Origin of the sequence: Serratia sp. P2ACOL2, from assembly GCF_003691565.1 — a bacterium.
Classification (GTDB): Bacteria; Pseudomonadota; Gammaproteobacteria; order Enterobacterales; family Enterobacteriaceae; genus Serratia; species Serratia liquefaciens.
Genome location: NZ_CP033162.1, coordinates 1,388,590 through 1,412,479, shown reverse-complemented (window position 1 = coordinate 1,412,479; position 23,890 = coordinate 1,388,590). Strand labels below are relative to the sequence as shown.

At 56.7% G+C, this 23,890-nt stretch carries 23 protein-coding genes; 7 read left to right on the top strand and 16 right to left on the bottom strand.

The window, feature by feature from the left end; all coding sequences use genetic code 11:
- Positions 1 to 116: 116 nt before the first annotated feature.
- The 5 genes from mglB to EBA31_RS06755 all read right to left on the bottom strand — a co-directional run bounded on the left by mglB (position 117) and on the right by EBA31_RS06755 (position 5,854).
- Entirely contained in the window at positions 117 to 1,109 is a 993-nt protein-coding gene (gene mglB, locus EBA31_RS06775) for a galactose/glucose ABC transporter substrate-binding protein MglB (protein WP_020825992.1), read from the bottom strand.
- A 254-nt stretch (positions 1,110 to 1,363) separates the two neighbouring features.
- Positions 1,364 to 2,401 (bottom strand): HTH-type transcriptional regulator GalS, encoded by a 1,038-nt coding sequence (gene galS / locus EBA31_RS06770; protein WP_122077887.1) that lies wholly within the window; start codon positions 2,399 to 2,401, stop codon positions 1,364 to 1,366.
- A 129-nt stretch (positions 2,402 to 2,530) separates the two neighbouring features.
- Positions 2,531 to 3,712: a DUF418 domain-containing protein YeiB gene (gene yeiB, locus EBA31_RS06765; protein WP_122077885.1), complete on the bottom strand. Its 1,182-nt coding sequence runs from the start codon at positions 3,710 to 3,712 to the stop codon at positions 2,531 to 2,533.
- Positions 3,713 to 3,780: 68 nt separating this feature from the next.
- Positions 3,781 to 4,449 (bottom strand): GTP cyclohydrolase I FolE, encoded by a 669-nt coding sequence (gene folE / locus EBA31_RS06760; RefSeq protein ID WP_041414357.1) that lies wholly within the window; start codon positions 4,447 to 4,449, stop codon positions 3,781 to 3,783.
- Positions 4,450 to 4,696: 247 nt separating this feature from the next.
- A complete protein-coding gene (locus EBA31_RS06755; RefSeq protein WP_122077883.1) occupies positions 4,697 to 5,854 on the bottom strand; it encodes a YbfB/YjiJ family MFS transporter in 1,158 nt (385 codons plus the stop codon).
- 107 nt (positions 5,855 to 5,961) lie between these two features.
- Between EBA31_RS06755 and EBA31_RS06750 the strand changes: the two genes are divergently transcribed.
- Genes EBA31_RS06750 through fghA form a run of 3 tightly spaced genes read left to right on the top strand, consistent with a single transcriptional unit; the run spans position 5,962 to position 8,892 of the window.
- A complete protein-coding gene (locus tag EBA31_RS06750) occupies positions 5,962 to 6,879 on the top strand; it encodes a LysR family transcriptional regulator (protein ID WP_046374078.1) in 918 nt (305 codons plus the stop codon).
- 28 nt (positions 6,880 to 6,907) lie between these two features.
- Positions 6,908 to 8,035, top strand: a complete 1,128-nt coding sequence (locus EBA31_RS06745) for an S-(hydroxymethyl)glutathione dehydrogenase/class III alcohol dehydrogenase (RefSeq protein ID WP_020825986.1) — start codon at positions 6,908 to 6,910, stop codon at positions 8,033 to 8,035.
- 14 nt (positions 8,036 to 8,049) lie between these two features.
- Positions 8,050 to 8,892, top strand: a complete 843-nt coding sequence (gene fghA / locus EBA31_RS06740; protein WP_020825985.1) for an S-formylglutathione hydrolase — start codon at positions 8,050 to 8,052, stop codon at positions 8,890 to 8,892.
- Between the two features lie 61 nt (positions 8,893 to 8,953).
- Here fghA and EBA31_RS06735 read toward each other — a convergent pair whose 3' ends face one another.
- From EBA31_RS06735 to EBA31_RS06700, 8 genes are all read right to left on the bottom strand, one after another.
- Positions 8,954 to 9,145, bottom strand: a complete 192-nt coding sequence (locus EBA31_RS06735) for a hypothetical protein (RefSeq protein ID WP_048761662.1) — start codon at positions 9,143 to 9,145, stop codon at positions 8,954 to 8,956.
- 381 nt (positions 9,146 to 9,526) lie between these two features.
- Entirely contained in the window at positions 9,527 to 9,754 is a 228-nt protein-coding gene (locus EBA31_RS06730) for a hypothetical protein (RefSeq protein WP_122077881.1), read from the bottom strand.
- Between the two features lie 27 nt (positions 9,755 to 9,781).
- Entirely contained in the window at positions 9,782 to 10,690 is a 909-nt protein-coding gene (gene gsiD, locus EBA31_RS06725; protein ID WP_170868507.1) for a glutathione ABC transporter permease GsiD, read from the bottom strand.
- A gap of 9 nt (positions 10,691 to 10,699) precedes the next feature.
- Positions 10,700 to 11,620, bottom strand: coding sequence for a glutathione ABC transporter permease GsiC (gsiC, locus tag EBA31_RS06720; protein ID WP_122077879.1), 921 nt, complete (start codon positions 11,618 to 11,620; stop codon positions 10,700 to 10,702).
- A gap of 50 nt (positions 11,621 to 11,670) precedes the next feature.
- Entirely contained in the window at positions 11,671 to 13,209 is a 1,539-nt protein-coding gene (gsiB, locus tag EBA31_RS06715; RefSeq protein WP_020825980.1) for a glutathione ABC transporter substrate-binding protein GsiB, read from the bottom strand.
- Positions 13,210 to 13,232: 23 nt separating this feature from the next.
- Positions 13,233 to 15,110 (bottom strand): dipeptide ABC transporter ATP-binding protein, encoded by a 1,878-nt coding sequence (locus EBA31_RS06710; protein ID WP_122077877.1) that lies wholly within the window; start codon positions 15,108 to 15,110, stop codon positions 13,233 to 13,235.
- Positions 15,111 to 15,129: 19 nt separating this feature from the next.
- On the bottom strand, positions 15,130 to 16,086 hold the full coding sequence (locus EBA31_RS06705) for an isoaspartyl peptidase/L-asparaginase family protein (RefSeq protein WP_020825978.1): 957 nt from the start codon (positions 16,084 to 16,086) through the stop codon (positions 15,130 to 15,132).
- A 409-nt stretch (positions 16,087 to 16,495) separates the two neighbouring features.
- Positions 16,496 to 17,032, bottom strand: coding sequence for a DUF924 family protein (locus EBA31_RS06700; RefSeq protein ID WP_122077875.1), 537 nt, complete (start codon positions 17,030 to 17,032; stop codon positions 16,496 to 16,498).
- 92 nt (positions 17,033 to 17,124) lie between these two features.
- Here EBA31_RS06700 and moeA point away from each other — a divergent pair, with 92 nt between their 5' ends.
- Positions 17,125 to 18,363: a molybdopterin molybdotransferase MoeA gene (gene moeA / locus EBA31_RS06695; protein WP_020825976.1), complete on the top strand. Its 1,239-nt coding sequence runs from the start codon at positions 17,125 to 17,127 to the stop codon at positions 18,361 to 18,363.
- Between the two features lie 2 nt (positions 18,364 to 18,365).
- A complete protein-coding gene (gene moeB, locus EBA31_RS06690) occupies positions 18,366 to 19,121 on the top strand; it encodes a molybdopterin-synthase adenylyltransferase MoeB (protein ID WP_122077873.1) in 756 nt (251 codons plus the stop codon).
- A gap of 261 nt (positions 19,122 to 19,382) precedes the next feature.
- Here the strand turns inward: moeB and EBA31_RS06680 are convergent, their stop codons facing one another.
- From EBA31_RS06680 to cynR, 3 genes are all read right to left on the bottom strand, one after another.
- On the bottom strand, positions 19,383 to 20,975 hold the full coding sequence (locus tag EBA31_RS06680; protein ID WP_071827008.1) for an ABC-F family ATPase: 1,593 nt from the start codon (positions 20,973 to 20,975) through the stop codon (positions 19,383 to 19,385).
- A 191-nt stretch (positions 20,976 to 21,166) separates the two neighbouring features.
- Positions 21,167 to 21,562 (bottom strand): MchS3 family protein, encoded by a 396-nt coding sequence (mchS3, locus tag EBA31_RS06675; protein ID WP_238387432.1) that lies wholly within the window; start codon positions 21,560 to 21,562, stop codon positions 21,167 to 21,169.
- 103 nt (positions 21,563 to 21,665) lie between these two features.
- Positions 21,666 to 22,568: a transcriptional regulator CynR gene (gene cynR / locus EBA31_RS06670; RefSeq protein ID WP_122077867.1), complete on the bottom strand. Its 903-nt coding sequence runs from the start codon at positions 22,566 to 22,568 to the stop codon at positions 21,666 to 21,668.
- A gap of 114 nt (positions 22,569 to 22,682) precedes the next feature.
- Here cynR and EBA31_RS06665 point away from each other — a divergent pair, with 114 nt between their 5' ends.
- Both EBA31_RS06665 and cynS read left to right on the top strand, forming a co-directional pair.
- Complete coding sequence (locus tag EBA31_RS06665) at positions 22,683 to 23,336, top strand: carbonic anhydrase (RefSeq protein ID WP_046374088.1); 654 nt, start codon at positions 22,683 to 22,685, stop codon at positions 23,334 to 23,336.
- An 18-nt stretch (positions 23,337 to 23,354) separates the two neighbouring features.
- Entirely contained in the window at positions 23,355 to 23,825 is a 471-nt protein-coding gene (gene cynS, locus EBA31_RS06660) for a cyanase (protein ID WP_046374089.1), read from the top strand.
- Positions 23,826 to 23,890: the final 65 nt, after the last annotated feature.

Below are 23,890 nucleotides of genomic sequence, written 5' to 3'. Positions count from 1 at the left end.
TAGCTGCAGCTTGAAACTCATCGGATCTGGGCTGTGATTTTAAGAAAAATTACCCCGCCGGCGGCTTTCCTGGTGTTGGCGCTGGGCAGCGCACCGCAGGCGGGGCCATTCAGAACTTACTTAACAAATTTGGACAAATTGTCCTTATCTACGCCAACGTAAGGAATGCGCACCACTTTATTGTCGATTTTATATTGGGTGCCGTCGGCAGCAGGTTTGCCCGCAGCCAGGTTTTTCGCCAGCTCGAAGGTGGCTTTGGCCTGGTTGTCGGCATCGTTCAGCACCGTCCCCGCCATTGCGCCGGATTTCACCATCGCCAGAGCCTCTGGCAAGGCATCGACACCGAATACCGGGATGCTGGATTTGTTGTGCGCTTTCAGCGCTTCTACCGCCCCCATCGCCATGGCATCGTTGTTGGCGATAACCACTTCGATTTTGTTGGCGTTAGGGCCGGACAGCCAGGCGTCCATCTTGTCTTTTGCCTGTGCGGTGTCCCACATCGCGGTGTCCATCTGCAGTTGCTGAGTTTTGATACCGTCGTCATTCAGCGTTTTCACCACGTAAGTGGTACGTGCTTCTGCATCCGGATGGCCCGGTTCACCTTTCAACAACACGTACTGGATCTGGCCGTCTTTATTCAAATCCCAGTTCGGGTTGGCCTTCCAGTGTTTCTCAATCAGTTGGCCCTGGATCACGCCGGACTCTTTAGAGTCGGTGCCCACGTAATAGGCTTTGTCATAGCTGTCCAACGCTTTACGGGAAGGCTCTTTGTTGTAGAACACGATAGGGATATCGTTTGCGCGTGCCTTATCAATCACCACCGGAGCAGCCGCTGGATCCACCAGGTTGATGGCCAACGCTTTAACGCCCTTGGCGATCAGCACGTCGATCTGGTCGTTTTGTTTGGATTGGTCGTTCTGCGAGTCATTCATCAGCAGGGTGACATCCGGAGAGGCCTTGGCGTCTTTCTCGATTGCCTTGCGCACCACCGACATAAAGTTGTCGTCATATTTATAAATCGTGACGCCAATACGGGTATCTGCGTGAGCTGCGGCGCCAAACATCATGGCTGCGGCCGTCGCGGCCAGGGTGAAAACCTTCTTATTCATTGTGTGTCTCCGGTTTATGTAGGGTCTTGCTCGGTATTAGGCCAAGGGTTACCGGCGGTGAATGCACGACCGGGCCTGGCAGTTTCCCTGTCATCCGTGAATCATGTTATTCCTGAAAAATGTGGCGCCAGCGTGAGATAAAACAGCAGCGGCAAGTGCCTTTACGCTGGAAAACGCCTAGAGCATAGACGGCGTGATGTTAATAATCTGTGAATTTTCTCACAGATTGAAAACGGTTACACAAGATTAAATGTTCAGAGAGTGACCGCCGCCTCACTTTGCCAAGGGGCCACAGAATGGCGTCGGACCAGGGTCGGCATAAACAAATGGCGGGCCTGCGGCTCCAGCTTGCCTGCTGCGCCCAGCAAGGCCAGTTCGGTGGCCAGCGTCGCCATGGTGACAATCGGATAACGTACCGTGGTGAGCTTGGGGCTGGTGTAGCGGGCGATGGGGATGTCGTCGAACCCCACCAGCGAGAAGTTTTGCGGTATTGTGATACCGTTTTCTTTCAGCACCGCCATCGCCCCGGCGGCCATGGCGTCGTTGTAGGCGAATACCGCACTAAGATGCAGGTTGCGGCCAAGCAGTTCGATCATCGCCTCTTCCCCGCCCTGCAAATCTGGCGAACCATAGGCGCGCCAGCTGTCGGGCGTTGCCAGCCCGGCCGCCGCCATCGCCTGCGTGTAGCCTTGCTGGCGCAGCGGCCCGTCTTCGATTGGATGGTTCGAGCCCAGATAACCAATACGCTGGTGGCCCTGCGACAACAGCAAACGCATCGCCATCTCTGCGCCACTGACGTTATCGAGCCCGACGCAGCGATGTTCATAGCCGGGTATGATTCTGTTGATCAGCACCATACCCGGCACCTGATCGAGAAAGGCGATCAGCTCGGCATCACACAAAGTTTTAGCATGAACAATCAAGGCGTTGCAGCGTTGGCGAATCAGCACCTCGATGGCGTGGCGCTCTTTATCCGCCTGGTGATAGCTGTTACCGATCAACAGATATTTGTGGTGCTGTTGCGCCACGGTGTCTACCGCTTTCACCAGTGCGCCGAAGAAGGGATCGGAGACGTCCATCACCACCACCCCAAGGGTATCGCTGCTCTGGGTGGCCAGGGCTTGCGCATTGGCATTGGGTCGATAGCCCAGTTCAGCCACCGCCTTCAATACCTGCTCGCGCGTCTCTTTGCTGGTCAGGGCGCTGTGATTCAGCACGCGGGAGACGGTCGCCACAGACACGCCCGCACGCTTCGCCACGTCGCGAATGGTGGTTGGGTGAACAGAGGTCATGAAGGATCCTGAGGTCGGGGTAGTTGACAGTGGCGCTATCCTACCCCGTTTGTCATCCTCCTCTGCGTGAATTACGTCACAGGAAAGAAAACGTTTACATACATTTTTTTAACCTACCTGCGCCAGATCTCAATTCACCGCCTTGGGCTCTACCTTGCCGGTAGCCAGGGCGGTGAGTTTGCGCCACAGCCACTCCACCGGTCCCTGCTCGAAATAGCGCAGCCACAGGTTTGAAAACAACAGGTTAGCCAGCCAGACCAACGGAACGAAAGCCAAAAGTTGCAGGCGGTCAAACTGTTGATACAGGCCAAAGCGATAAAACAGCGTGGTGCAGATCAGCGTTTGCAGCAGGTAATTGCTCAGCGCCATGCGCCCGACCTGCGTCAACAAGTGCCCAATGCGCAAACGCGACAACGTCGGCCAAAAACCGTAGCACAGCGCCAGATAGCCCATCGCCTGCAGGGGCGCCCCCAGCTCACGTGGCACCTGCAATAAAAAACCGCTCCAACGGTAGTCCCAGTGAAGATGCCATTGCAGCACCACGGCCGGCAGTTGGATCAGCAATGAAAGCGGTATCAGCCATGCTGCCTGCCGGCGGTAGTAACCCGGTGAATAAGTGCCGCGTAGCCAGCCACTGCGCATTAAACCGGCGCCGAACAGCATCAGCCCCGCCAACTCCCAACCGTATTGCGCGCCAATCGCCAGCAGGCTGGAGGAGAGAAGATCGGTGCGGCTGCGCCAGGCTTCCATCCCGCCCTGCAGCTTCCAAAACTTCTCATACTGCAGCTCTGCCACGCCGGGTTGCCAGAAACTGCCAGGTTCACCGTGCGAAATGAAGCCCAACAACAACAGCACCCCGACGCCAATCAGGTACAGCACCACGCCGGTTTTCAACAGTTGATAGGTTTCTTTCGCATCGCGGATCATCCGCCAGCACACCAGCCCGATCAGCCCATAGGCCAGCAGGATATCGCCGTCCCAAAGGAAAATGGCATGTCCCAGGCCAAACAGCACCAGCCACGACAGCCGTGCACGTATCCAGCCTTTGCCGCGGCGCAGCAGCATCTGCAGCCCGGCGCCAAATAACAGGGCGAACATCGCCAGGAATTTAGCCTGCGCGAAAATGTCCAGCAGCGCCCAGGTCCAGGCATCGCGCGTTGTAGGCAAGCCCAGATAGGCCGGATTGAGATAGGCCGCCTTCGGCAGGCCAAAGGCGCTAATATTCAGCAGCAAAATGCCAAGGATGGCGATACCGCGCACGCAGTCCAGCGTGGCGATGCGCGGCAAAGGAGCCGTTGGGCTAGTGTTCATTATTTTATCGCTGTATTCCGCTCATTAAAAAGGCGCCCGCAGGCGCCTGTTACCATTCTAGCGACCCATCACGACTGGTGATGGCGCACCGCGCGCAGGAATTCCTGACGGGTGTTCTGGCTGGACTTGAACAGCCCGCCCAGAGAGGTCGTGGTGGTGGCGCTGGTCGCGTCACGGATACCGCGCGCCTTAACACAATAATGGACCGCATCAATTGATACCGCCACATTATTGGTGCCCAGCAAGGTTTGCAATGCCACCAGGATCTGCTGAGTTAAGCGCTCCTGCACCTGTGGGCGCTGGGAGAAGAACTGCACGATACGGTTGATTTTCGACAGCCCAATCACCGCATCCTTGGGAATGTAGGCAACGGTCGCCTTGCCATCGATGGTGACAAAATGGTGTTCGCAGGTGCTGGTCAGCGTGATATCACGTACCGTCACCATTTCATCCACCTTCATCTTGTTTTCAATGACGGTGATTTTTGGGAAGTTGGCGTAGTCCAGGCCGGAGAAAATCTCATCGACATACATTTTGGCGATGCGGTGCGGAGTTTCCGCCAGGCTGTCGTCGGACAGATCGAGATTAAGCAGCTGCATGATTTCGGTCATGTGCTCTTTAATACGACGTTTACGCGTTTCGCGATCCAGCACTTCGCCGCGCAACGGAGTTTCCAGACCGCGCTCTTCGAGCGCCGCGTGAACCAATGCAGCTTCTTTACTTAATGATGATGTCATTTCTTCTCTCCAACGGACTTGAACTCACCCATCCGGCTGTTTTACCGAGCAGAGGGATGAATTGCATACTCTCCTGACGACAGACGTTTCCGCAGTTAATAACGTGAACCCAGTCAAGATTTTGCCCCCACTCTAGATGAGAGCGAGGGGATTATCCAGTGATTGTGTTTCATCCGCAGGTGAAATATTCGCATTTAGCACAATCAGGCCGGCTGCGGCTATTCCACGTTTTTTGTACGGAATTTAATCACTGCGCCATCGGTTTTCGCGCCAGCTCGCGCGCCGACGTATTGACCACCAGCAGACCGGCCACAATCAGCGCCGCCACGGCCACGTACAATGCCGGTTCCAGCCGGTGGGTCAATGCGGTTGACAACGCCGACAGCGTCGGACCAACCAGTTGGCCAATCGCATAACCGGTGGTCAGCAGTCCCGCCATATAACGGGCATGGTTGGGGGCCAACTCACGGCCATGCTGGATCGACAGCTGCACCACGCTGAGGAAGCCGCCACCGGTCAGCAACGCGCCCAGTGCCAAGCCGGCAACTCCCGGTACGATTTCCGCGCTTAACACCCCCAATGCCTGTACCCACAGGGTGATAGCCAGCCGGGTTTGAGTGGTCAGCCGGTGACGGGTCAGAATACCGATGACAATCCCCAGCACCGCCGCCCCACCAAAGATCGGCCAGACAAATTGCGCGAACAGGCTGCCGGGAAAACGCGCCGCGGCCATTTGCGACAAAAAAGTGGCCGGCAGAATATAACCAAATCCCGCCAGACTGTAGCTCCACACCAGACGTTTCAGCGCCGGAGTCAACAACAATGGCTCATGCGCCACGTCAGGACGATGCAATTCGCCGGTCTTCGGCAGATTAATGCTGATCGTGCCAATCAATACCAGCGCCAGTACGCCGTAGACCAGCCAGGCCTGTGACGCGGTCAACGCCAGGCTGTGGATCCCCACCGCCAGCATGCCGCTGATAAAAATCCCGGCTCCCGGGCCGGCAAATACCGCCGCGCTGAGCGCCGGTCGGCCGTAGTGCGCCAACCGTTCGTTGGTCCAGGCCGCTACCAGTACCATCGACCAACCGCTGGCCCACCCGATGAAGAAACGTACCGCTCCGTGCCACCACTCCCCCTGCACCCAGGCGGAAAGCAGCGTCAAGATCACCGCCCCCCACACGCCCAACCACAGCCGACGTTCCACGTGTCGGCTGGCGCGCATGGCGTCATAAGCGCCACACAGATAGCCCAGATAGTTAATGGCGGCCACCAGCCCGGCGCCGGTCAGAGTAAACTGATGCTCAGCAATCATCAGCGGCACCTGCGGGGTAAAGGCGAAACGGCCAATCCCCATGGCAACGATCAACGCGATAAAACCGCTCAGGGCAATTCTTAAGGCCATGTAGAGTTATCCATACTGTTAAAAGAAAGTTGCCAGTATCATGCAGCAGTATTACACTCACAAAAACTGAATAATACTCATCAAGTTCATCACGAAAAGAGAAGATAATGGATCTGACCCAGCTCCGCATGTTTTGCAGCGTCGCCGAAACCGGCTCCGTCGCCCGTGCCGCAGAGCAATTGCACCGCGTCCCCTCGAACCTGACTACACGCCTGCGTCAGCTCGAACAGGAACTGGGCACCGATCTGTTTATCCGTGAAAAACAGCGACTGCGCCTTTCGCCGATGGGCCATAACTTTCTCTGTTATGCCAACCGTATCCTGGCACTGAGTGAAGAAGCCATGAGCATCACCCATGCCGGTGAGCCGGCGGGTAACTTCGCCATCGGCTCGATGGAAAGCACCGCCGCCACCCGGCTGCCCACCCTGTTGGCGGCGTATCATCAGCGTTTTTCGCAGGTATCGCTGTCGCTGACCACCGGCACCTCCGGCGAGATCACCGAGCGAGTCCGCGCCGGTACGCTGGCGGCCGCGCTGGTCGACGGGCCGGTACAGTATGACGAACTTAATGGCTGTATTGCCTTCCCCGAACATATGGTGGTGATCTCCTGTCTCGACCACCTGCCGATCCATAACGCCAAAGATGCCAAGGGCGAAACCCTTTTTGCGTTCCGCGCAAGCTGTTCTTACCGTCTGCGGTTGGAGTCTTGGTTCAAGCGCGAAGGTGCGCTGCCAGGCCAGATTATGGAAATCCAGTCCTACCACGCCATGCTGGCCTGCGTCGCCAGCGGCGCCGGGCTGGCGATGATCCCGCATTCGGTACTAAGCCTGCTGCCCGGCCATGAACGGGTGAAAGTACACACCCTGCCGGACGACATTGCCCAAACTGCCACCTGGCTACTGTGGCGACGCGACGCCTTTGGCCCGAACGTTCGCGCCCTGAAAGAACTGATTATTGAACAGGCAGAAACCGTTGCGGTTGAAAATACTGCCCATGACTTACCCGATGCTATCGACATAGCCTGATTTAAAAAATAGACCACTGGAGACTATGATGGAAATGATCAAAACCCGTGCCGCCGTTGCCTGGGGACCGAACCAGCCGCTGAAGATCGAAGAAGTCGATCTGATGCCACCGCAAAAAGGCGAAGTGCTGGTGCGGATCGTCGCCACCGGTGTCTGCCACACCGACGCCTACACCCTGTCCGGTGCCGATCCCGAAGGCGTGTTCCCGGCAATCCTCGGCCATGAAGGCGGCGGCGTGGTGGAAGCCATCGGCGAAGGCGTGACCAGCGTGGCGGTAGGCGATCACGTGATCCCGCTGTACACCCCGGAATGCGGCGAGTGCAAATTCTGTAAATCCGGCAAAACCAACCTGTGCCAGGCGATCCGCGCCACCCAAGGCAAGGGCCTGATGCCGGACGGCACTACCCGCTTCTTTAAGGACGGCAAGCCTATTTTCCACTACATGGGCACTTCAACCTTCTCCGAATACACCGTGGTACCGGAAATCTCACTGGCCAAAATCAGTAAAGAAGCGCCGCTGGAAGAAGTCTGCCTGCTCGGCTGCGGCGTGACCACCGGCATGGGCGCGGTTATCAACACCGCCAAAGTGCAAAAAGGCGATACCGTCGCCATCTTTGGCCTTGGCGGCATCGGTCTGTCGGCCATTATCGGCGCACAGATGGCCGGTGCAGGTCGCATCATCGGCATCGACATCAACACCAGCAAGTTCGATCTGGCGCGCAAGCTGGGCGCTACCGATCTGATCAACCCGAAAGACTACGATAAGCCGATCCAGGACGTGATCGTTGAACTGACCGACGGCGGCGTAGATTTCTCCTTCGAGTGTATCGGCAACGTCAACGTAATGCGTTCAGCGCTGGAATGCTGCCATAAAGGCTGGGGCGAATCCGTAATCATCGGCGTCGCCGGTGCAGGCCAAGAAATCTCTACCCGTCCGTTCCAACTGGTGACCGGTCGCGTCTGGCGCGGCTCTGCCTTTGGTGGGGTGAAAGGCCGTTCGCAACTGCCGGGTATCGTCGAGCGTTATATGAACGGCGAATTCGCGCTGAATGACTTTATTACCCACACCATGGGCCTGGAGCAGATTAACGAGGCGTTCGATTTGATGCACGAAGGCAAATCCATTCGTTCCGTTATTCACTTCGACAAAAAATAAGCCAGGAGGCAGAGATGACCTTGTCATTAGAACTTCTCGAAGAGCACCGCATGTTTGGCGGCTGGCAACAGCGTTACCGCCATGCGGCGCAGAGCCTGAATTGCAACATGACTTTCAGCATCTATCTGCCGCCACCGCGCGATGATAACCCGCCGCCGGTGCTGTACTGGCTGTCGGGGCTGACCTGCAATGACGAAAACTTCACGCTGAAGGCCGGTGCGCAGCGTATCGCCGCCGAGCTGGGACTGGTATTGGTGATGGCCGACACCAGCCCGCGCGGCGACGATGTGCCGAATGATGAAGGCTACGATTTGGGCCAGGGCGCAGGCTTCTATCTGAATGCCACCCAAGCACCGTGGGACAAACATTTTCGCATGTACGACTACATCAGCGATGAGCTGCCGGCGTTGATCAACCAGCATTTCAGCGTCAGCGAGCGCCAGTCGATTTTCGGCCATTCGATGGGCGGCCACGGCGCACTGATGATGGCGTTCCGCAATCCGCAGCGCTTCCGGTCGGTATCGGCGTTTGCGCCGATCGTCAATCCCTGTCAGGTGCCCTGGGGACGTAAAGCCTTTGCCGCCTATTTGGGCGACGACGAAAGCCAGTGGCTGCAGTATGACAGTTGCCACCTGCTGGCCAACGGCGCGGAAAAAATGCCGGTATTGGTGGACCAAGGTGACGACGATCAGTTCCTGGCAGATCAACTGCAGCCGGCAAAACTGGCCGAGCTGGCACGCCAGCGCGACTGGCCGCTGATCCTGCGCATTCAGCCGGGCTACGATCACAGCTACTTTACCATCGCCAGCTTTATCGAAGACCATCTGCGCTTCCACGCCGAACATCTGTTCCGCTGATCATAAAACCGTAACAGTGCTTGCGATAATCGCTATCGCAAGCACTTATTACGGCGACTGCTTATTCCCGGCCATTAAACCAATAATAAAAATTCTCAACAGAAGTCAGTACCGCCTTCACGCCAAAAAAGGCGAAAACCGCCACGGCAATATCCACATAGCTATTATGAGGTTTCATAAGGGCCAGTGAAGAGTATTGAATTAAATCAAATGATATCCATATCCATAAAGCGACATATATAACATCTTTCATTTGATATTCCATTGATGCGGTGGATATTACCAACGGCACTGACCATTCACACTATTAGGGCTATTATTTCCACCCGAAATTAAATCAAGATCCTGTGATGTTAACTCACGAATAGCCATATTATTCACTCCATGAAGTAAAGTGATTAGATCCTCACAAACAAACACACCGGACAACCATGGCGATAATATAACCATGAGAATGAAACGCAAATTTTAATTATTAAAAACGTGACGAGGGCAATAGGTTACTCAAGTATTCCGCAGTTAATTACCGACAACACTAAAACACTCTATTTAATTAAAAAACTAAAAACTTAGCGTATTAACCTTGAGGTAAATTAATCTTATCCGGTACGTTAGCCTTCTCTCACGCTAAAAATCATGAAATATTTTCGATGCCGTTATACCAGCGGTAAAAAGCTTGCATCAGGTTACAGACCTTCCAGATACCAAAATACACCAGTAGACCAATAACCACATCGACATAGCTGATATCGGGGTAGGCTACCAGAAGCGACGAATTGCGTACCAGGCTGAGCCCCCCCAGATAGGTGATGATGTAAATCAGCATGCCTGTTTTAATTCCCTTTTTACTCACATTGCTCATAGCCAACTCCTTTGGACTAAAAAACGGTTATCCCTTCAACTTCGGATCCAACGCATCGCGCAAGCCATCCCCCAACAGGTTAAACGCCAGCACGGTGATAAATATCGCCAGGCTGGGGAAAATCGCGACGTGCGGCGCAATCACCATATCCGCCCGCGCCTCGTTGAGCATTGCGCCCCATTCCGGCGTTGGCGGCTGGGCACCCAACCCGAGGAACGACAGGCTGGCGGCGGTGATGATTGAAGTGCCGATACGCAGGGTAAAATACACCACAATCGACGAAATTGTCCCCGGCAAAATATGCCGCATGATGATGGTCCAGTCTGACGCGCCAATGCTGCGTGCCGACTCGATGTAGGTCAGATGTTTCAACACCAGGGTGTTGCCCCGCACCAACCGGGCAAATGCCGGAATGCTGAAAATGGCCACGGCAATAATCACGTTGGCCATGCCGCTGCCCATAATCGCCACCACGCCGATCGCCAGCAGAATGCCAGGAAAGGCGAACAGCACATCGCAGATACGCATGGTAATGCGATCCCACCAGCCTTCGTAATAGCCCGCCAGCAGACCCAGCAGCGTACCGATCAGCCCGCCCACCAGCACCGAGAACACTCCGGCGGCCAGCGAAATACGGGTCCCCATCAGAATGCGACTGAAAATGTCCCGCCCCAACGAGTCCACCCCCAGCCAATGCATCAGCGAAGGCCCTTCGTTCAGGCGGTCGTAATCAAAATAATTTTCCGCGTCAAAGGGAACCAGATAGGGTGCCAGCAGCGCAGCAAACACCAACAGCAGCACCAATAGCGCTGCGACCAGCGCAACGCGTTGCTGACGGAACCGCCGCCAGAATTCATGCCACGGCGTTCGTACCGCGTTAGGATCGATTGTCGGCATCGCCTTCAGTGCGGCGTCGCGTCGCCAATGCTTAATCATGCAGCGCCCTCATTTGTATCGTATTGCCGGGTTAATTGCCGCATACAGCAGGTCCACCAACAGGTTAATCAGAATAAACTCCAGCGAAAACAGCAAGACTTCGGCCTGGATCACCGGGTAATCACGCATCTCCACCGAATCGACCAGCAGCCTGCCCAACCCCGGCCAGTTGAAGACCTTCTCCACGACGATCGAGCCGCCGAGCAGGAAGCCAAACTGCAATCCCATCATGGTGACGACCGGGATCATCGCGTTGCGCAGCCCGTGTTTCACTACCACCATGGTTTCCCGTACGCCTTTGGCGCGCGCGGTACGCATGTAGTCTTCCTGCAGCACCTCAACAAACGAAGCGCGGGTAAAACGCGCCATCACCGCCGCTACCGCAGCCCCAAGGGTGATGGAAGGCAAAATATAGTGCCGCCAACTGTCAGCGCCCACCGTCGGCAACCAACCGAGATTGACGGAAAACACCTGCATCAGCAGCATACCCAGCGCAAAGGCGGGGAACGAAATCCCGGAGACCGCCAGGGTCATGCCGAGACGATCGGGCCAGCGGTTGCGCCACACGGCAGACACCATGCCGATGCCCATACCGAAAATCACCGCCCACAGCATGCTGCTCAGCGTCAGCCACAGTGTCGGTAAAAAGCGCGAGCCGATCTCTTCGCTCACCGGGCGCTTGGAAACCATCGAGGTACCGAAATCCCCCCACAGCGCATTGACAAAAAAGTGCACGAACTGTTGCGGCAGCGGCTTGTCCAGCCCCAGATCCTTACGCACCAGCTGCACTACCGCTTCGTCGGCCTCCGGCCCTGCCGCCAACCGCGCCGGATCGCCAGGCAGCATATGGACGAACAAAAACACCAATACCGCGACAATCAGCAGCGTCGGGATCAGGCCCAGCAGTCGTTTAAGAAAATAATTAAGCATCTTGGGTGCGTCCCTTCACCCCGCCCTCCAGGAGAGCGGGGATCGGTGCCTTATTTAAGATCGGCATTATCAAAGTTGAACGAGGTATCCGGCATCACGTAAAAGCCGCTCAGCTGTTTATTGTTAGCCGACAGCAAGCGTTCGGTGGCCAGGAAGATCCACGGCGCATCTGCCCAGATACGATCCTGCGCGTCCTTGTACAGTTTCTGCTTCTCGGCGCGGTCAGTGGTCGCCAGCGCGCCGGTCAGATCCTGATCCACCTGCGGATTACTGTAGAACGCGGTATTGAACTGCTTCGGCGGCGCAGCCTGGGTTGAGAACAGCGGTGACAAGGCCCAGTCCGCTTCACCGGTTGATGCTGACCAGCCGGTATAGAACATACGTACGCCGGTGTCTTTCACCCCAACGCTTTCCACCTGGGCCGCGCGCTGACCGGCATCCATCGCCGTCACCGTCACTTTCACGCCTACCTGCGCCAGCTGCTGCTGGGCAAACTGCAGCACTTTCTGCGCGGTGCTGTGGTTATGAGACGACCACAGGGTGGTGGTGAAACCGTTAGGATAACCGGCCTCTTTCAGCAGTTCGCGCGCCTTGGCCGGATCATAAGGCCACGGCTGGTAACGGGTGGCAAAATCGATCGCCGGCGGCACAGGGCCTTCCGCCGGAACGGCGTAGCCGGAGAACGCGACCTTGATCAGCGCATCTTTGTTGATGGCGTAGTTCAACGCCTGACGCACTTTCAGGTTATCGAATGGCTTTTGAGTCACGTTCAAGCTGATATAACGCTGCAGGATCGACGGCGCGGCCACCAAATCGAGCTTGGCATTGCCTTCCAGCACCTTGGCCTGCTCATACGGGATCGGGAAGGCAAAGGTCGCTTCACCGGTCTGCAGCATGGCGGCGCGGGTATTGTTATCCACGACCGGCCGCCAGGTGATGCTGTCGAGCTTCGGCAGCCCCTGTTTCCAGTAACCGTCAAACTTTTTCACCTTGACGAAATCGGTCTGGTTCCAGGTCACGAACTGATAAGGGCCGGTCCCCACCGGGTGGAAACCAATCTCTTTGCCGTACTGCTTCAGCGCGGCCGGCGAAATGATCACCGCCGCCGGGTGCGCCAGGTTGTTGATAAAGGCCGAGAATGGCGCTTTCAGCACGATCTTCACCGTATTGGCGTCCACCACTTCGGTTTTGTCGATCATTTTGAACAGGTTGTAGCGCTTGAGGTGATTGTCCGGGTTGCTGGCGCGATCCAGGTTCACCTTCACCGCTTCGGCGTTAAACTCGGTGCCGTCATGGAATTTCACCCCCGGATGCAGCTTGAGGGTGTAAGTCAGGCCGTCTTTGCTCACCTCATAGCTGTCCGCCAGCACGTTCACCAGTTTCATGTCTTTATCGAAACCGAACAGGCCCTGATAGAAGGATTTGGCCACCGCCTGCGACAGCGTATCGTTGGCGTCATACGGATCAAGCGTGGTGAAATTGGACGCGACGGCGATCACCGCATCTTTCGCAGCCCAGGCTGGGCCGGCGACCGCGGCCGCCAGCAGCACGGCGCCCGCTAATGCCTTACGTTTGAATGAGTGCTTCATGGTGCTTGTCTCTCCTGAGGTCACTAAAAGGCACCGGCGATCGGATGGCGGGCGACAAAATGCCCCGGTCCAACCTGCACTAGCGGTGCGGTAACGGGTTCATCGCCCAGCGCGCGGATCGGGCTGGGGATTTCATCGACCAGCAGCGGCTGGCGTTTATAAGCATGGTTAGGATCGGCCACCGGCACCGCCGCCATCAGCTTGCGGGTGTAAGCGTGCTGCGGGTTCTCAAACACCGCCCGACGTGGGCCAATCTCGACAATCTGCCCGAGATACATCACCGCAACGCGGTGACTGATGCGCTCTACTACCGCCATATCGTGCGAGATAAACAAAAAGGCGATGCCGAACTCACGCTGCAGATCGAGCAGCAAATTGACGATTTGCGCCTGAATCGACACGTCGAGCGCCGACACAGATTCGTCGGCGATCACCACCTTGGGATTAAGCGCCAACGCGCGCGCAATGCAGATTCGCTGCCGCTGGCCGCCGGAAAACTCATGCGGATAACGACGCGCATGCTCCGGTTTAAGCCCGACGCGTTCCAGCAGCCAGGCCACGCGCTCTTGTGCCGCCTTGCCACGCGCCACGTTATGTACCAGCAGCGGTTCCATGATCGAGAACCCGACGGTCAGACGCGGATCGAGCGAGGCGTAAGGATCCTGGAAGATAAACTGAATGTCCCGCCGCAGGTGCTGCAGCGCCGGGCCTTTCAACTGATTGATTTGACGACCGTCAAAGGTAATGGTGCCGCGCTGGCTGTCCACCAGCTTCAACAACGAGCGGCCAGTCGTGGATTTGCCGCAGCCGGACTCTCCCACCAGCCCCAGCGTTTCGCCGGGGTAGAGATCAAAACTGACGTTTTCCACCGCATGCACTTGCCGGGTGACGCGATTTAAAATACCGCTGCGGAGGTCAAAGCGCGTAACCAGATTTTCTACCCGCAGGATCGGCGTCGACCCTGGCGGTACGGTATCCTGTGGCCCGCCATTGTCTGCGCCGTTCGGCAACGGGAATTTCGCCGGGAAGTCCAACTCCGCCATTGATCCCAGTCTGGGCACCGCCGCCAGCAGCGCTTGGGTGTAGGGCTGCTGCGGCGCGGCAAACAGTTCGCGCACCGACCCCTGCTCCACCTGTTCCCCCTGACGCATGACCAGTACCCGATCGGCTATCTCCGCCACTACGCCCATATCGTGGGTAATAAAAATCACCCCCATCTGCATTTCCTGCTGCAGTACGCGGATAAGCTGCAGGATTTGCGCCTGAATGGTGACGTCCAGCGCGGTGGTAGGTTCATCGGCAATTAATAAGGCCGGCTTGCAGGACAGCGCCATGGCGATCATCACCCGCTGGCGCATGCCACCGGAGAGCTGATGGGGATAACGGTTAAGTACGTCTTTGGCCTCGGGAATGCGTACCAAATCGAGCATCTGCAAGGCGGCTTGTCTGGCGGCGCGGTGGTCCATCGCCTGATGCAGGCGCAGAGATTCGGCGATCTGTTCCCCTACCGGGAATACCGGGTTCAGCGAGGTCATCGGTTCCTGAAAGATCATCGCCATATCGGCACCGCGCACCGTGCGTAAAGTGCCCTGACGTGCGTGGGCCAGATCGAGCACCTCGCCGTTACGCCGACGAAAGGGCATCGTCCCGCTGACGATGTTGCCACCGCCCTGTTCGACCAGGCGCATCAATGCCAGAGAGGTGACAGATTTACCCGAACCGGATTCACCGACGATCGCCAGCGTCTCGCCACGATCGAGATCGAATGACAGGTTGCGCACCGCTTCTACGGTATCGCCCTGCTGTTGAAACTGGACGCTCAGATCGCGCACCGACAGCACGCGCTGCGGCGGCAATAATAGCCCGGCGTCGGCCGCAAGCGGCATTAAGGCATCGGTCATGCACCCTCCTGGCGATCGGTCAGCGGTAAATCCCTACGGACGGCGCATCGCCGACATAACCGAAACCGCGGTACATGCCTTCACTGTTGAAAGGCAGCGCCACGTTGCCGTGACTGTCGATGGCAATCATGCCGCCGCTGCCACCCATCGCCAGCAGTTTTTCCATCACCACCCGGTCAGTAGCCTGCTGCAGACTGAGCCCGGCGTACTCCATCAACGCGGAAACGTCATAGGCCGACACGCCGCGCATGAAGGTTTCCCCCGTACCGGTGCTGGAGACCGCCACCGTGGCATTGTTGGCGTAACAACCGGCACCGATGATCGGCGTATCCCCCACCCGGCCGGCCTGTTTGTTGGTCATGCCGCCCGTCGACGTTGCGGCCGCCAGGTTGCCCAGGGCATCCAGCGCCACCGCGCCAACGGTACCGAATTTACGATCGGGGTCGATCGGCTCACCGCTTTGCGCAGCGCCATCGTGATCGAGCAACACACGCCCAAGCTCTGCCTGAGCACGGTGCAGTTGGTCAAAACGTGGTTGGGTAAAGAAGAAATCGGGTGCGACCATTTCAAGATCGTGGGCGGCGGCAAATTTCTCCGCACCCTCCCCAGCGAACAGCACGTGCTGGCTGTTTTCCAATACCGCGCGCGCAGCCAGCACCGGATTGCGTATCCGGCTGACGCAGGCCACGGCACCGGCATCGCAGGTGCTCCCATCCATCACACAGGCATCCAACTCGTGGGTGCCCTGATGGGTGAATACCGAGCCTTTACCGGCATTAAACAATGGGCACTCTTCCAGCAGCCTTACCGCCTCGGTGACCGCATCCAGGGCGCTGCCACCCTGGGCCAGGATCTGCTGGCCGGCGGCGACGATATCGGACAACGCCTGAATATACTCCTGTTCCTTTTCAGCACTCAGCGCCGCACGGGTAATTGCGCCCGCGCCGCCATGAATGGCAATCACTGGTTTGCTCATTTGCCTGTCACCCTGTGTTAATCCTGTCAATCCCGCCCCTCATTGAAGGGGAAATAGATTCACCTCGGCGGCAGCCCACAACGCGGCGGCCGGCAAGGCGACGGGTATAATTATTATTCGGCCTTTTCCCGACTATATTTAGCCGCGCAATCGAAGTAAAGCATAAAGTCTTCGCCCAGCTTTTAGCGTAGCCCGCTTAGATTATTTCGCACATTGAAATAGCTTAATGGAATAAAAACAGAGGGTTATAAATTGGAAAAACCGTTCTGAATAACGATTGGGATTTTTGGTAGAAACCCGTGAGGGGCACACAGTAATTACCGGCAAAAATAATCGATATCTCTAAATATCCGGCCGTTGTGCGTTCAACCTGCTGTTTTTTAGCCGGCTGAACGCAGATGATCAATATTTAGAATCCTGACCCCGGCAACAGCAGAAAAGCTTCCTCCTCCGTGGTAGAGACTCGGCCTAATATCGCATTACGGTGTGGATAACGGCCAAAGCGGTCAATAATGGCTTTGTGCCGCACTTCAAACTCCAACTGATTGGCATTGCCCAGCTCGGTATACAACGCCAAAGCCTGTTGATGAATCAACGCCGACTCTGAATGCATAAAGGGCAAATAGAGAAAGCCCCGTTGCTCTGGCGTAAGTCGTTCACATTGCCCACTACGGACCGCTTCCTGTGCCAGCACTAACGCCATACAGTCGCTGGCAAATGAACGCGGCGTGCCGCGGAACAGGTTGCGACTGAACTGATCGAGCACGATCACCTCGGCCAACCGCCCCTCAATGGTTTCTCGCCAGTGCGCCAGCTCGCCGGCGGCGGCGGCCTGCCAGATCTGACCAAAGCGCGTATGCAACAGGCGATCGAAATCATCGTCCTTTTTGAACCACATTGCCGGTTCGATCTCGTCAAACCAAAAGTCTAATACCTGTCTGTGCATCACTGCCTCCCGTTGTTTACTTCAGCATAGCATCCTTCATAATACCCCCACTTTGCCGCTATTTGTCGCGCACCCTGATTACGGAGTTCCTTATGGATCATTGCCATACTTCCGATCTTATTTCCCTGGAGCAGGCGCTGGAGAAGATGCTCAGCCAGATCTCCCCCCTTCAGCAGACCGAATCCATTGCCCTGACCGCCGCCGCCGGCCGCATTACCGCCGCGCCGGTCATTTCGCCGATTGATGTACCGCCCTTCGCCAATTCGGCCATGGACGGCTATGCCGTGCGCCTCGCCGATCTGCAAGCCAACGCGCCGCTGCCGGTCGCGGGCAAAGCTTTTGCCGGTGCTCCGTTCGACGGCGACTGGCCAGCCGGTACCTGCGTACGCATCATGACAGGCGCGCCTGTCCCCGCAGGGGCCGAGGCGGTGATCATGCAGGAGCAGGCCGAGATCAGCGATGCCGGCGTGCGCTTCACGGCCGAAGTGCAAGCCGGGCAAAATATTCGCCTGGCGGGGGAAGATATTCGCCAGGGTGCCGGGGTTTTACCTGCGGGTATCAGACTGGGCGCTGCGCAGTTGCCGCTGTTGGCCTCGCTCGGTGTCGCCGAGGTGCAGGTGGTACGTAAGCTGAAGGTGGCGGTGTTCTCCACCGGCGACGAGTTACAGCCGGTCGGGCAGCCGCTGCAGGCGGGCCAAATCTATGATACCAACCGCTTTGCCGTACGCCTGATGCTGGAACAGTTAGGGTGCGAAACGCTGGATCTGGGCATTATCCGTGATGACCAAAACGCGCTGCGCGCCGCCTTCGAGCAGGCAGACCGCCAGGCCGATGTGGTGATCAGCAGCGGTGGCGTCTCGGTCGGTGAAGCCGACTACACCAAGCAGATGCTCGACGAGCTGGGCGAAGTCGGCTTCTGGAAGCTGGCGATCAAACCCGGTAAACCCTTTGCCTTCGGCAAGCTCAAGCAGGCCTGGTTCTGCGGCCTGCCGGGCAACCCGGTTTCTGCAGCGCTGACCTTCTACCAACTGGTGCAGCCGCTGTTGGCGAAGCTGGCGGGCCACAGCGACTGGCATTTGCCACCGCGTTTGCAGGCTCGCGCTCTGACCCCCCTGAAGAAAGCGCCGGGACGCCTTGATTTTCAGCGCGGTGTATTTAGCAGCAACGCTCAGGGCGAGCTGGAAGTGAGCACCACCGGCCATCAAGGGTCACACGTGTTCAGTTCCTTCAGCCAGGGTAACTGCTTTATCGTGCTGGAGCGCGAACGCGGCTCCGTGGCAGTGGGCGAAAAAGTGGACATTGAGCCCTTCAACGCCTTGCTGAGGAGCTGAGCATGCTGCCGGAATTAACCGATGCCGAAGCGCTGCGCTATAACCGCCAGATTATCCTGCGTGGCTTTGACTTCGACGGCCAGGAAAAACTGAAGGCCGCCCGGGTACTGATTGTCGGCCTCGGCGGTTTAGGCTGCGCCGCCGCCCCCTATCTGGTCGCGGCGGGCGTCGGCCACCTGACGCTGGTTGATTTCGACACCGTTTCACTCTCTAACCTGCAGCGCCAAATCCTGCACCGCGACGCGCGCATCGGTATGGCGAAAGTTGAATCGGCCCGTCTCGAACTCAGTGCCATCAACCCACATGCTCAGATTGAAACTGTTGATGCACAGCTGGACGACGACCAGATGGCGGCGCAGATTGCCGCCTGCGATTTGGTGCTGGACTGCACTGACAACGTGGCGACGCGCAATCTGCTAAATCGCCTCTGTCATGCTCAGCGCAAACCCCTGGTGTCCGGCGCGGCGATCCGCATGGAAGGGCAGCTCAGCGTCTTCACCTATCAGCCCGGAGAACCCTGCTACCGCTGCCTGAGTCGGTTATTCGGTGACAACGCCCTCACCTGCGTCGAGGCCGGTGTCATGGCACCGCTGGTCGGCACCATCGGCACGCTGCAAGCGATGGAGGCCATCAAACTGCTGACGCAGTACGGCCAACCGCTCACCGGAAAACTGCTGATGTTTGATGCCATGACGATGCAGTTCCGCGAGATGAAGCTGCCGAAGGATCCGCAGTGCGAAGTTTGCGGCGGGGAATAGCAGAGACAAAAAAGGCGGGAATGCTCCCGCCTGAGATTTTTTGACAAAGGGGGATAAAAGCGTGGTTTTTCCCCCTTTGTGTTATCAGCCGAAAATCAATAAATTGATTTTCCTGATTTGTTTTCAAAACCTTTAGCGCCTGCCGCCAAACATTATATGTTTGTCAGCAGTCTCTGGCGGGAATGCTCCCGCCCGAGTTTGATGACAAATTCGTCACCGGTTATAGCTTCGGGCGCAGCATGCCGCGCCCCTGCCGCTGGGTTACACGATACCCTGGCTACGCAGATAATCTTCGTAGTTGCCGGTAAAGTCAATCACTTTGGTCGGCGTCATTTCCAGTACCCGGGTCGCCAACGAGCTAACGAATTCACGGTCGTGAGAAACGAAGATCAAGGTGCCTTCGTACATTTCCAGCGCCATGTTCAGCGACTCGATGGATTCCATATCCAGGTGGTTGGTCGGTTCATCCATAACCAGGATATTAGGACGCTGCATCATCAGCTTGCCAAACAGCATGCGGCCCTTCTCACCCCCGGACAACACCTTCACTTTCTTCTTGATGTCGTCCTGGCTGAACAGCAAACGGCCCAGCACGCTGCGCACCGCCTGCTCGTCGTCTTTTTCCTGCTTCCACTGGCTCATCCAGTCGAACACCGTCAGGGTGTCATCGAATTCGTATTCGTGATCCTGAGCGTAGTAACCGATCTTGGCATTTTCAGACCATTTCACGGTACCGCTGTCCGGCAACGTATCGCCCACCAGCGTTTTCAGCAGGGTAGATTTACCGATACCGTTCGGGCCCAACACCGCCACTTTCTCGCCCACTTCAACCATCAGGTTGAACTTGCTGAACAGAGGACCGTTGTCGAAACCTTTGGCCAGCGCTTCCACTTCCAGCGCGTTACGGAACAGTTTTTTGTCCTGTTCGAAACGGATGAACGGGTTCTGACGGCTTGAAGCCTTAATTTCTTCCAGCTGGATCTTGTCGATCTGGCGGGCACGTGAGGTTGCCTGCTTGGATTTGGAGGCGTTGGCACTGAAGCGGCTCACGAACGATTGCAGTTCGTTAATCTGCGCCTTCTTCTTGGCGTTATCCGCAACCAGACGTTCACGCGCCTGAGTGGCCGCCGTCATATATTCGTCGTAGTTACCCGGATACACGCGCAGTTCGCCGTAGTCCAGATCCGCCATGTGAGTACAAACCATGTTCAGGAAGTGACGGTCGTGCGAAATGATAACCATGGTGCTGTTACGTTCGTTCAGCACCTGCTCCAGCCAGCGGATGGTGTCGATGTCCAGGTTGTTGGTCGGTTCGTCGAGCAACAGAATTTCCGGATCGGAGAACAGCGCCTGCGCCAGCAATACGCGCAGTTTGAAGCCCGGCGCGATTTCGCTCATCGGGCCATAATGCTGTTCAACCGGGATGCCGACGCCGAGCAGCAGTTCGCCGGCGCGCGCTTCGGCGGTATAACCGTCCATCTCGCCGTAGGCCACTTCCAGATCGGCCACTTTATAGCCGTCTTCTTCGCTCATTTCAGCCAGCGCATAAATGCGATCGCGCTCTTCCTTCACCGCCCACAGTTCGTTGTGGCCCATGATGACGGTGTCCAGCACGCTGTATTGCTCGAAAGCGAACTGATCCTGACGCAGTTTACCCAGGCGCTCGTTCGGATCGAGGAACACGTTGCCGCCGCTCGGCACCAGATCGCCGCCCAGGATTTTCATAAAGGTAGATTTGCCGCAGCCGTTGGCGCCGATCAAACCATAGCGGTTACCGCCGCCAAACTTAACGGAGATGTTTTCAAACAGCGGCTTACTGCCAAACTGCATAGTGATGTTGTTAGTGCTTAACACAGCGCTCGCTCTTCATATCATTGGGAATGTGATTTGGCGCGCATTATGCCATAACGGGCAACAGAGATCGCGGGAAGTTTCGGTGACAATTTGAGCAAAGGTACGGCGGCAGCCGAAGCCAGACAATACTCGGTACCACAAGGCCGGATACAATAAATCCCATCCGCTGAGTTAAGGGGCAGCTAATACACTCACCAGCATCCGTGCTTTAAGATACTGAAATAGACATCTTTAAACTTTTCTTTCCTTAAAATATCCCCTTTCAATACCGAAACCGGTTGATCCCACAGTGGGGTGAAATTGGGTTCGCCGGTTTTGTTATTGAGCTTTTTTAAGCCACAGGCAGCATAAAGTTTCGCTTCTGGGGTCGCCTGCGGGTTATTGGCAATACGCAAGAAAACGGCCCCCGCGTCCTGGTAGGTTAGGATTTCTATTACTTCGGTTTCTCCGGCACTACCAATGCCAACAAACCCGTTCATTCCCAAAGAGAAATGAGTCACCTTGGATAAATTATTTTCTGTCGCTTCACGGTGTTGATCAGCGGCGTAACCGTTGAGGGAAGAGAAAGAAACAAAAACCAAAGTCATAACGCTCAAGATCCTTTTCACAAAAACCTCCCTATTCAGCCAAGAATGAAAGTGACGATCGGACCAGCTCGGTGCGCCACACTACCACGGTATTTAGTCGATTTTATAGCGGACCGGAATGTGCCTGGCTAAATTTTTGTTGATGCAGAACCTCGACAAACGCCCGTGACGCCGCGCTACGGTAGGCGTCCTTACGCTGCAACAGCACCGCTCGGCGAGCGGGCATGACCTCGTTAAGCCGTACCGTGTGCAACTGCGGGTTTTCCTGCGCAACCGCTGCCGGTAGCAGGGTAGCCAGTTGGCCACGGCGCACAATTTCAATGATGGCGCCAATTGCGTTAGCCTCCATTGCTACCCGGGGGCGGATCCCCTGTCGACGACAATAATCGTCGATAAACTGACGGGTAGCGAAGTCCTCGCTTAATAACACTAGCGGTTGCTGTTCGAACACCTGCGCACTCAAAGGCTCACGCTGTTGAACCAGCGGGTGCTGAGCCCCAACCATCATATTCAGTGACTCGGTAAACAGCTCCTCGGCCACGATGTCCACCGATTGCGCCTGACTGAACGCGATCCCCACATCCAGCCGGTCTTCCGCCAGAAGCGCCTCGATCCTGTCCTGCGTCATTTCATGAATACTCACCGAAACGCCCGGATATTGCCGATAAAAAGCATCGATAACAGGCCCCACCAGATAGGCGGTAAAGGTTGGCGTCATCGCCAGCCGCAAATTACCGCGTTCCAGCGTCGCCACGTCGTGGATCGCCCGAGTGCCGGCTTCCAGATCCTGCAGCGCCAGCCGGGCATAGCGCATCCAGGCCATACCGGCGTCGGTCAGGCGCACCGTTCGGCCAGAACGATCAAACAGAGGCGTCCCCAGGTTTTCTTCCAACTGCTTGATTTGTTGCGACAGCGTCGGTTGCGAAACGTGTAGCGCTTCGGCGGCGCGGGTGAAGTTGCCCTGTTCGGCAACGGCAAGAAAATAACGGATGTGTCGCAGCAGCATAACGCCTCAACTATTAGTAATTCCTATGGAGACCATTATAAATGGGTCTTAGACCCTATAGCCAGAGTGGCGCATCATGCCCCCATCGCTTAACAGCATCCTGATGGAGACAGCATGAAAGAGGTTATTGAGGGTTTTTTGAAGTTCCAGCGCGAGGCGTTTGTCGAACGGTCCGAACTGTTCCGGCAGTTGGCCACGCGCCAGAACCCACGCACCCTGTTTATCTCATGTTCCGACAGCCGCCTGGTGCCGGAACTGATCACCCAGCGTGAGCCGGGTGACCTGTTCGTGATCCGCAATGCCGGCAATATCGTGCCTTCGTTTGGCCCGGAGCCGGGCGGCGTAACTGCTTCTGTGGAATATGCCGTCGCCGCACTCGGCGTGGAAGATATCGTGATCTGCGGACACTCCGACTGCGGCGCAATGACCGCCATCGCCACCTGTCAGTGCCTGGATCATATGCCAACCGTAGCGAATTGGCTGCGTTACGCCGATTCAGCCAAGGCGGTGAATCAGGCCCATCCGCATACCTCTGAAAGTGAACGCGTCAGTTCGATGGTGCGTGAGAACGTCATCGCACAACTGACCAATATTAAAACCCATCCTTCAGTGGCGCTGGCGCTTGAGCAGGGCCGGTTGAAGCTGCACGGTTGGGTCTATGACATTGCCAGCGGCTGTATTGAAGCGCTGGATGGCGAAACCCGCCGCTTTATTCCACTGGCCACCAATCCAAATGTCACGGCTACCCCTGCCGTATCCCGTTTTTAATCTCAATAAGGAGATAACATGACACAGTCCCTGCATTATTCATCCCCACGCGAAACCTTGACCGACACCATTATGGCCGCCAAGATCCGTAAAAACCTGACCTTCGAAGCGATCAACCAGGGTACCGGGCTGAGTCTGGCCTTCGTCACCGCCGCTCTGCTGGGTCAGCATCCGCTACCAGAACAGGCGGCGCGTGTGGTGGCCGCCAAGCTCGATCTGGACGAAGACGCCATCCGTCTGCTGCAAACCATTCCGCTGCGCGGCAGCATCCCTGGCGGTGTGCCGACCGATCCAACCATTTATCGCTTTTATGAAATGGTGCAAATTTACGGCTCCACGCTGAAAGCGCTGGTGCATGAGCAGTTTGGCGACGGCATTATCAGTGCGATTAACTTCAAACTGGACATCAAGAAAGTGCCGGATCCGGACGGTGGCGAACGCGCGGTGATCACGCTAGACGGTAAATACCTGCCGACCAAGCCTTTCTGATCCTGACGATGCCGGCGATAGCGTCGCCGGCATTGGATGCTTTTCTCCGCGGTCTCTGCGCTTCA

Coding starts and splice junctions, on each gene's coding strand:
- mglB (WP_020825992.1), bottom strand. CDS start 1,109: ATGAATAAGAAGGTTTTCACCCTGGCCGCGACGGCCGCAGCCATGATG.
- galS (WP_122077887.1), bottom strand. CDS start 2,401: ATGACCTCTGTTCACCCAACCACCATTCGCGACGTGGCGAAGCGTGCG.
- yeiB (WP_122077885.1), bottom strand. CDS start 3,712: ATGAACACTAGCCCAACGGCTCCTTTGCCGCGCATCGCCACGCTGGAC.
- folE (WP_041414357.1), bottom strand. CDS start 4,449: ATGACATCATCATTAAGTAAAGAAGCTGCATTGGTTCACGCGGCGCTC.
- EBA31_RS06755 (WP_122077883.1), bottom strand. CDS start 5,854: ATGGCCTTAAGAATTGCCCTGAGCGGTTTTATCGCGTTGATCGTTGCC.
- EBA31_RS06750 (WP_046374078.1), top strand. CDS start 5,962: ATGGATCTGACCCAGCTCCGCATGTTTTGCAGCGTCGCCGAAACCGGC.
- EBA31_RS06745 (WP_020825986.1), top strand. CDS start 6,908: ATGGAAATGATCAAAACCCGTGCCGCCGTTGCCTGGGGACCGAACCAG.
- fghA (WP_020825985.1), top strand. CDS start 8,050: ATGACCTTGTCATTAGAACTTCTCGAAGAGCACCGCATGTTTGGCGGC.
- EBA31_RS06735 (WP_048761662.1), bottom strand. CDS start 9,145: ATGAAAGATGTTATATATGTCGCTTTATGGATATGGATATCATTTGAT.
- EBA31_RS06730 (WP_122077881.1), bottom strand. CDS start 9,754: ATGAGCAATGTGAGTAAAAAGGGAATTAAAACAGGCATGCTGATTTAC.
- gsiD (WP_170868507.1), bottom strand. CDS start 10,690: ATGATTAAGCATTGGCGACGCGACGCCGCACTGAAGGCGATGCCGACA.
- gsiC (WP_122077879.1), bottom strand. CDS start 11,620: ATGCTTAATTATTTTCTTAAACGACTGCTGGGCCTGATCCCGACGCTG.
- gsiB (WP_020825980.1), bottom strand. CDS start 13,209: ATGAAGCACTCATTCAAACGTAAGGCATTAGCGGGCGCCGTGCTGCTG.
- EBA31_RS06710 (WP_122077877.1), bottom strand. CDS start 15,110: ATGACCGATGCCTTAATGCCGCTTGCGGCCGACGCCGGGCTATTATTG.
- EBA31_RS06705 (WP_020825978.1), bottom strand. CDS start 16,086: ATGAGCAAACCAGTGATTGCCATTCATGGCGGCGCGGGCGCAATTACC.
- EBA31_RS06700 (WP_122077875.1), bottom strand. CDS start 17,032: ATGCACAGACAGGTATTAGACTTTTGGTTTGACGAGATCGAACCGGCA.
- moeA (WP_020825976.1), top strand. CDS start 17,125: ATGGATCATTGCCATACTTCCGATCTTATTTCCCTGGAGCAGGCGCTG.
- moeB (WP_122077873.1), top strand. CDS start 18,366: ATGCTGCCGGAATTAACCGATGCCGAAGCGCTGCGCTATAACCGCCAG.
- mchS3 (WP_238387432.1), bottom strand. CDS start 21,562: ATGACTTTGGTTTTTGTTTCTTTCTCTTCCCTCAACGGTTACGCCGCT.
- cynR (WP_122077867.1), bottom strand. CDS start 22,568: ATGCTGCTGCGACACATCCGTTATTTTCTTGCCGTTGCCGAACAGGGC.
- EBA31_RS06665 (WP_046374088.1), top strand. CDS start 22,683: ATGAAAGAGGTTATTGAGGGTTTTTTGAAGTTCCAGCGCGAGGCGTTT.
- cynS (WP_046374089.1), top strand. CDS start 23,355: ATGACACAGTCCCTGCATTATTCATCCCCACGCGAAACCTTGACCGAC.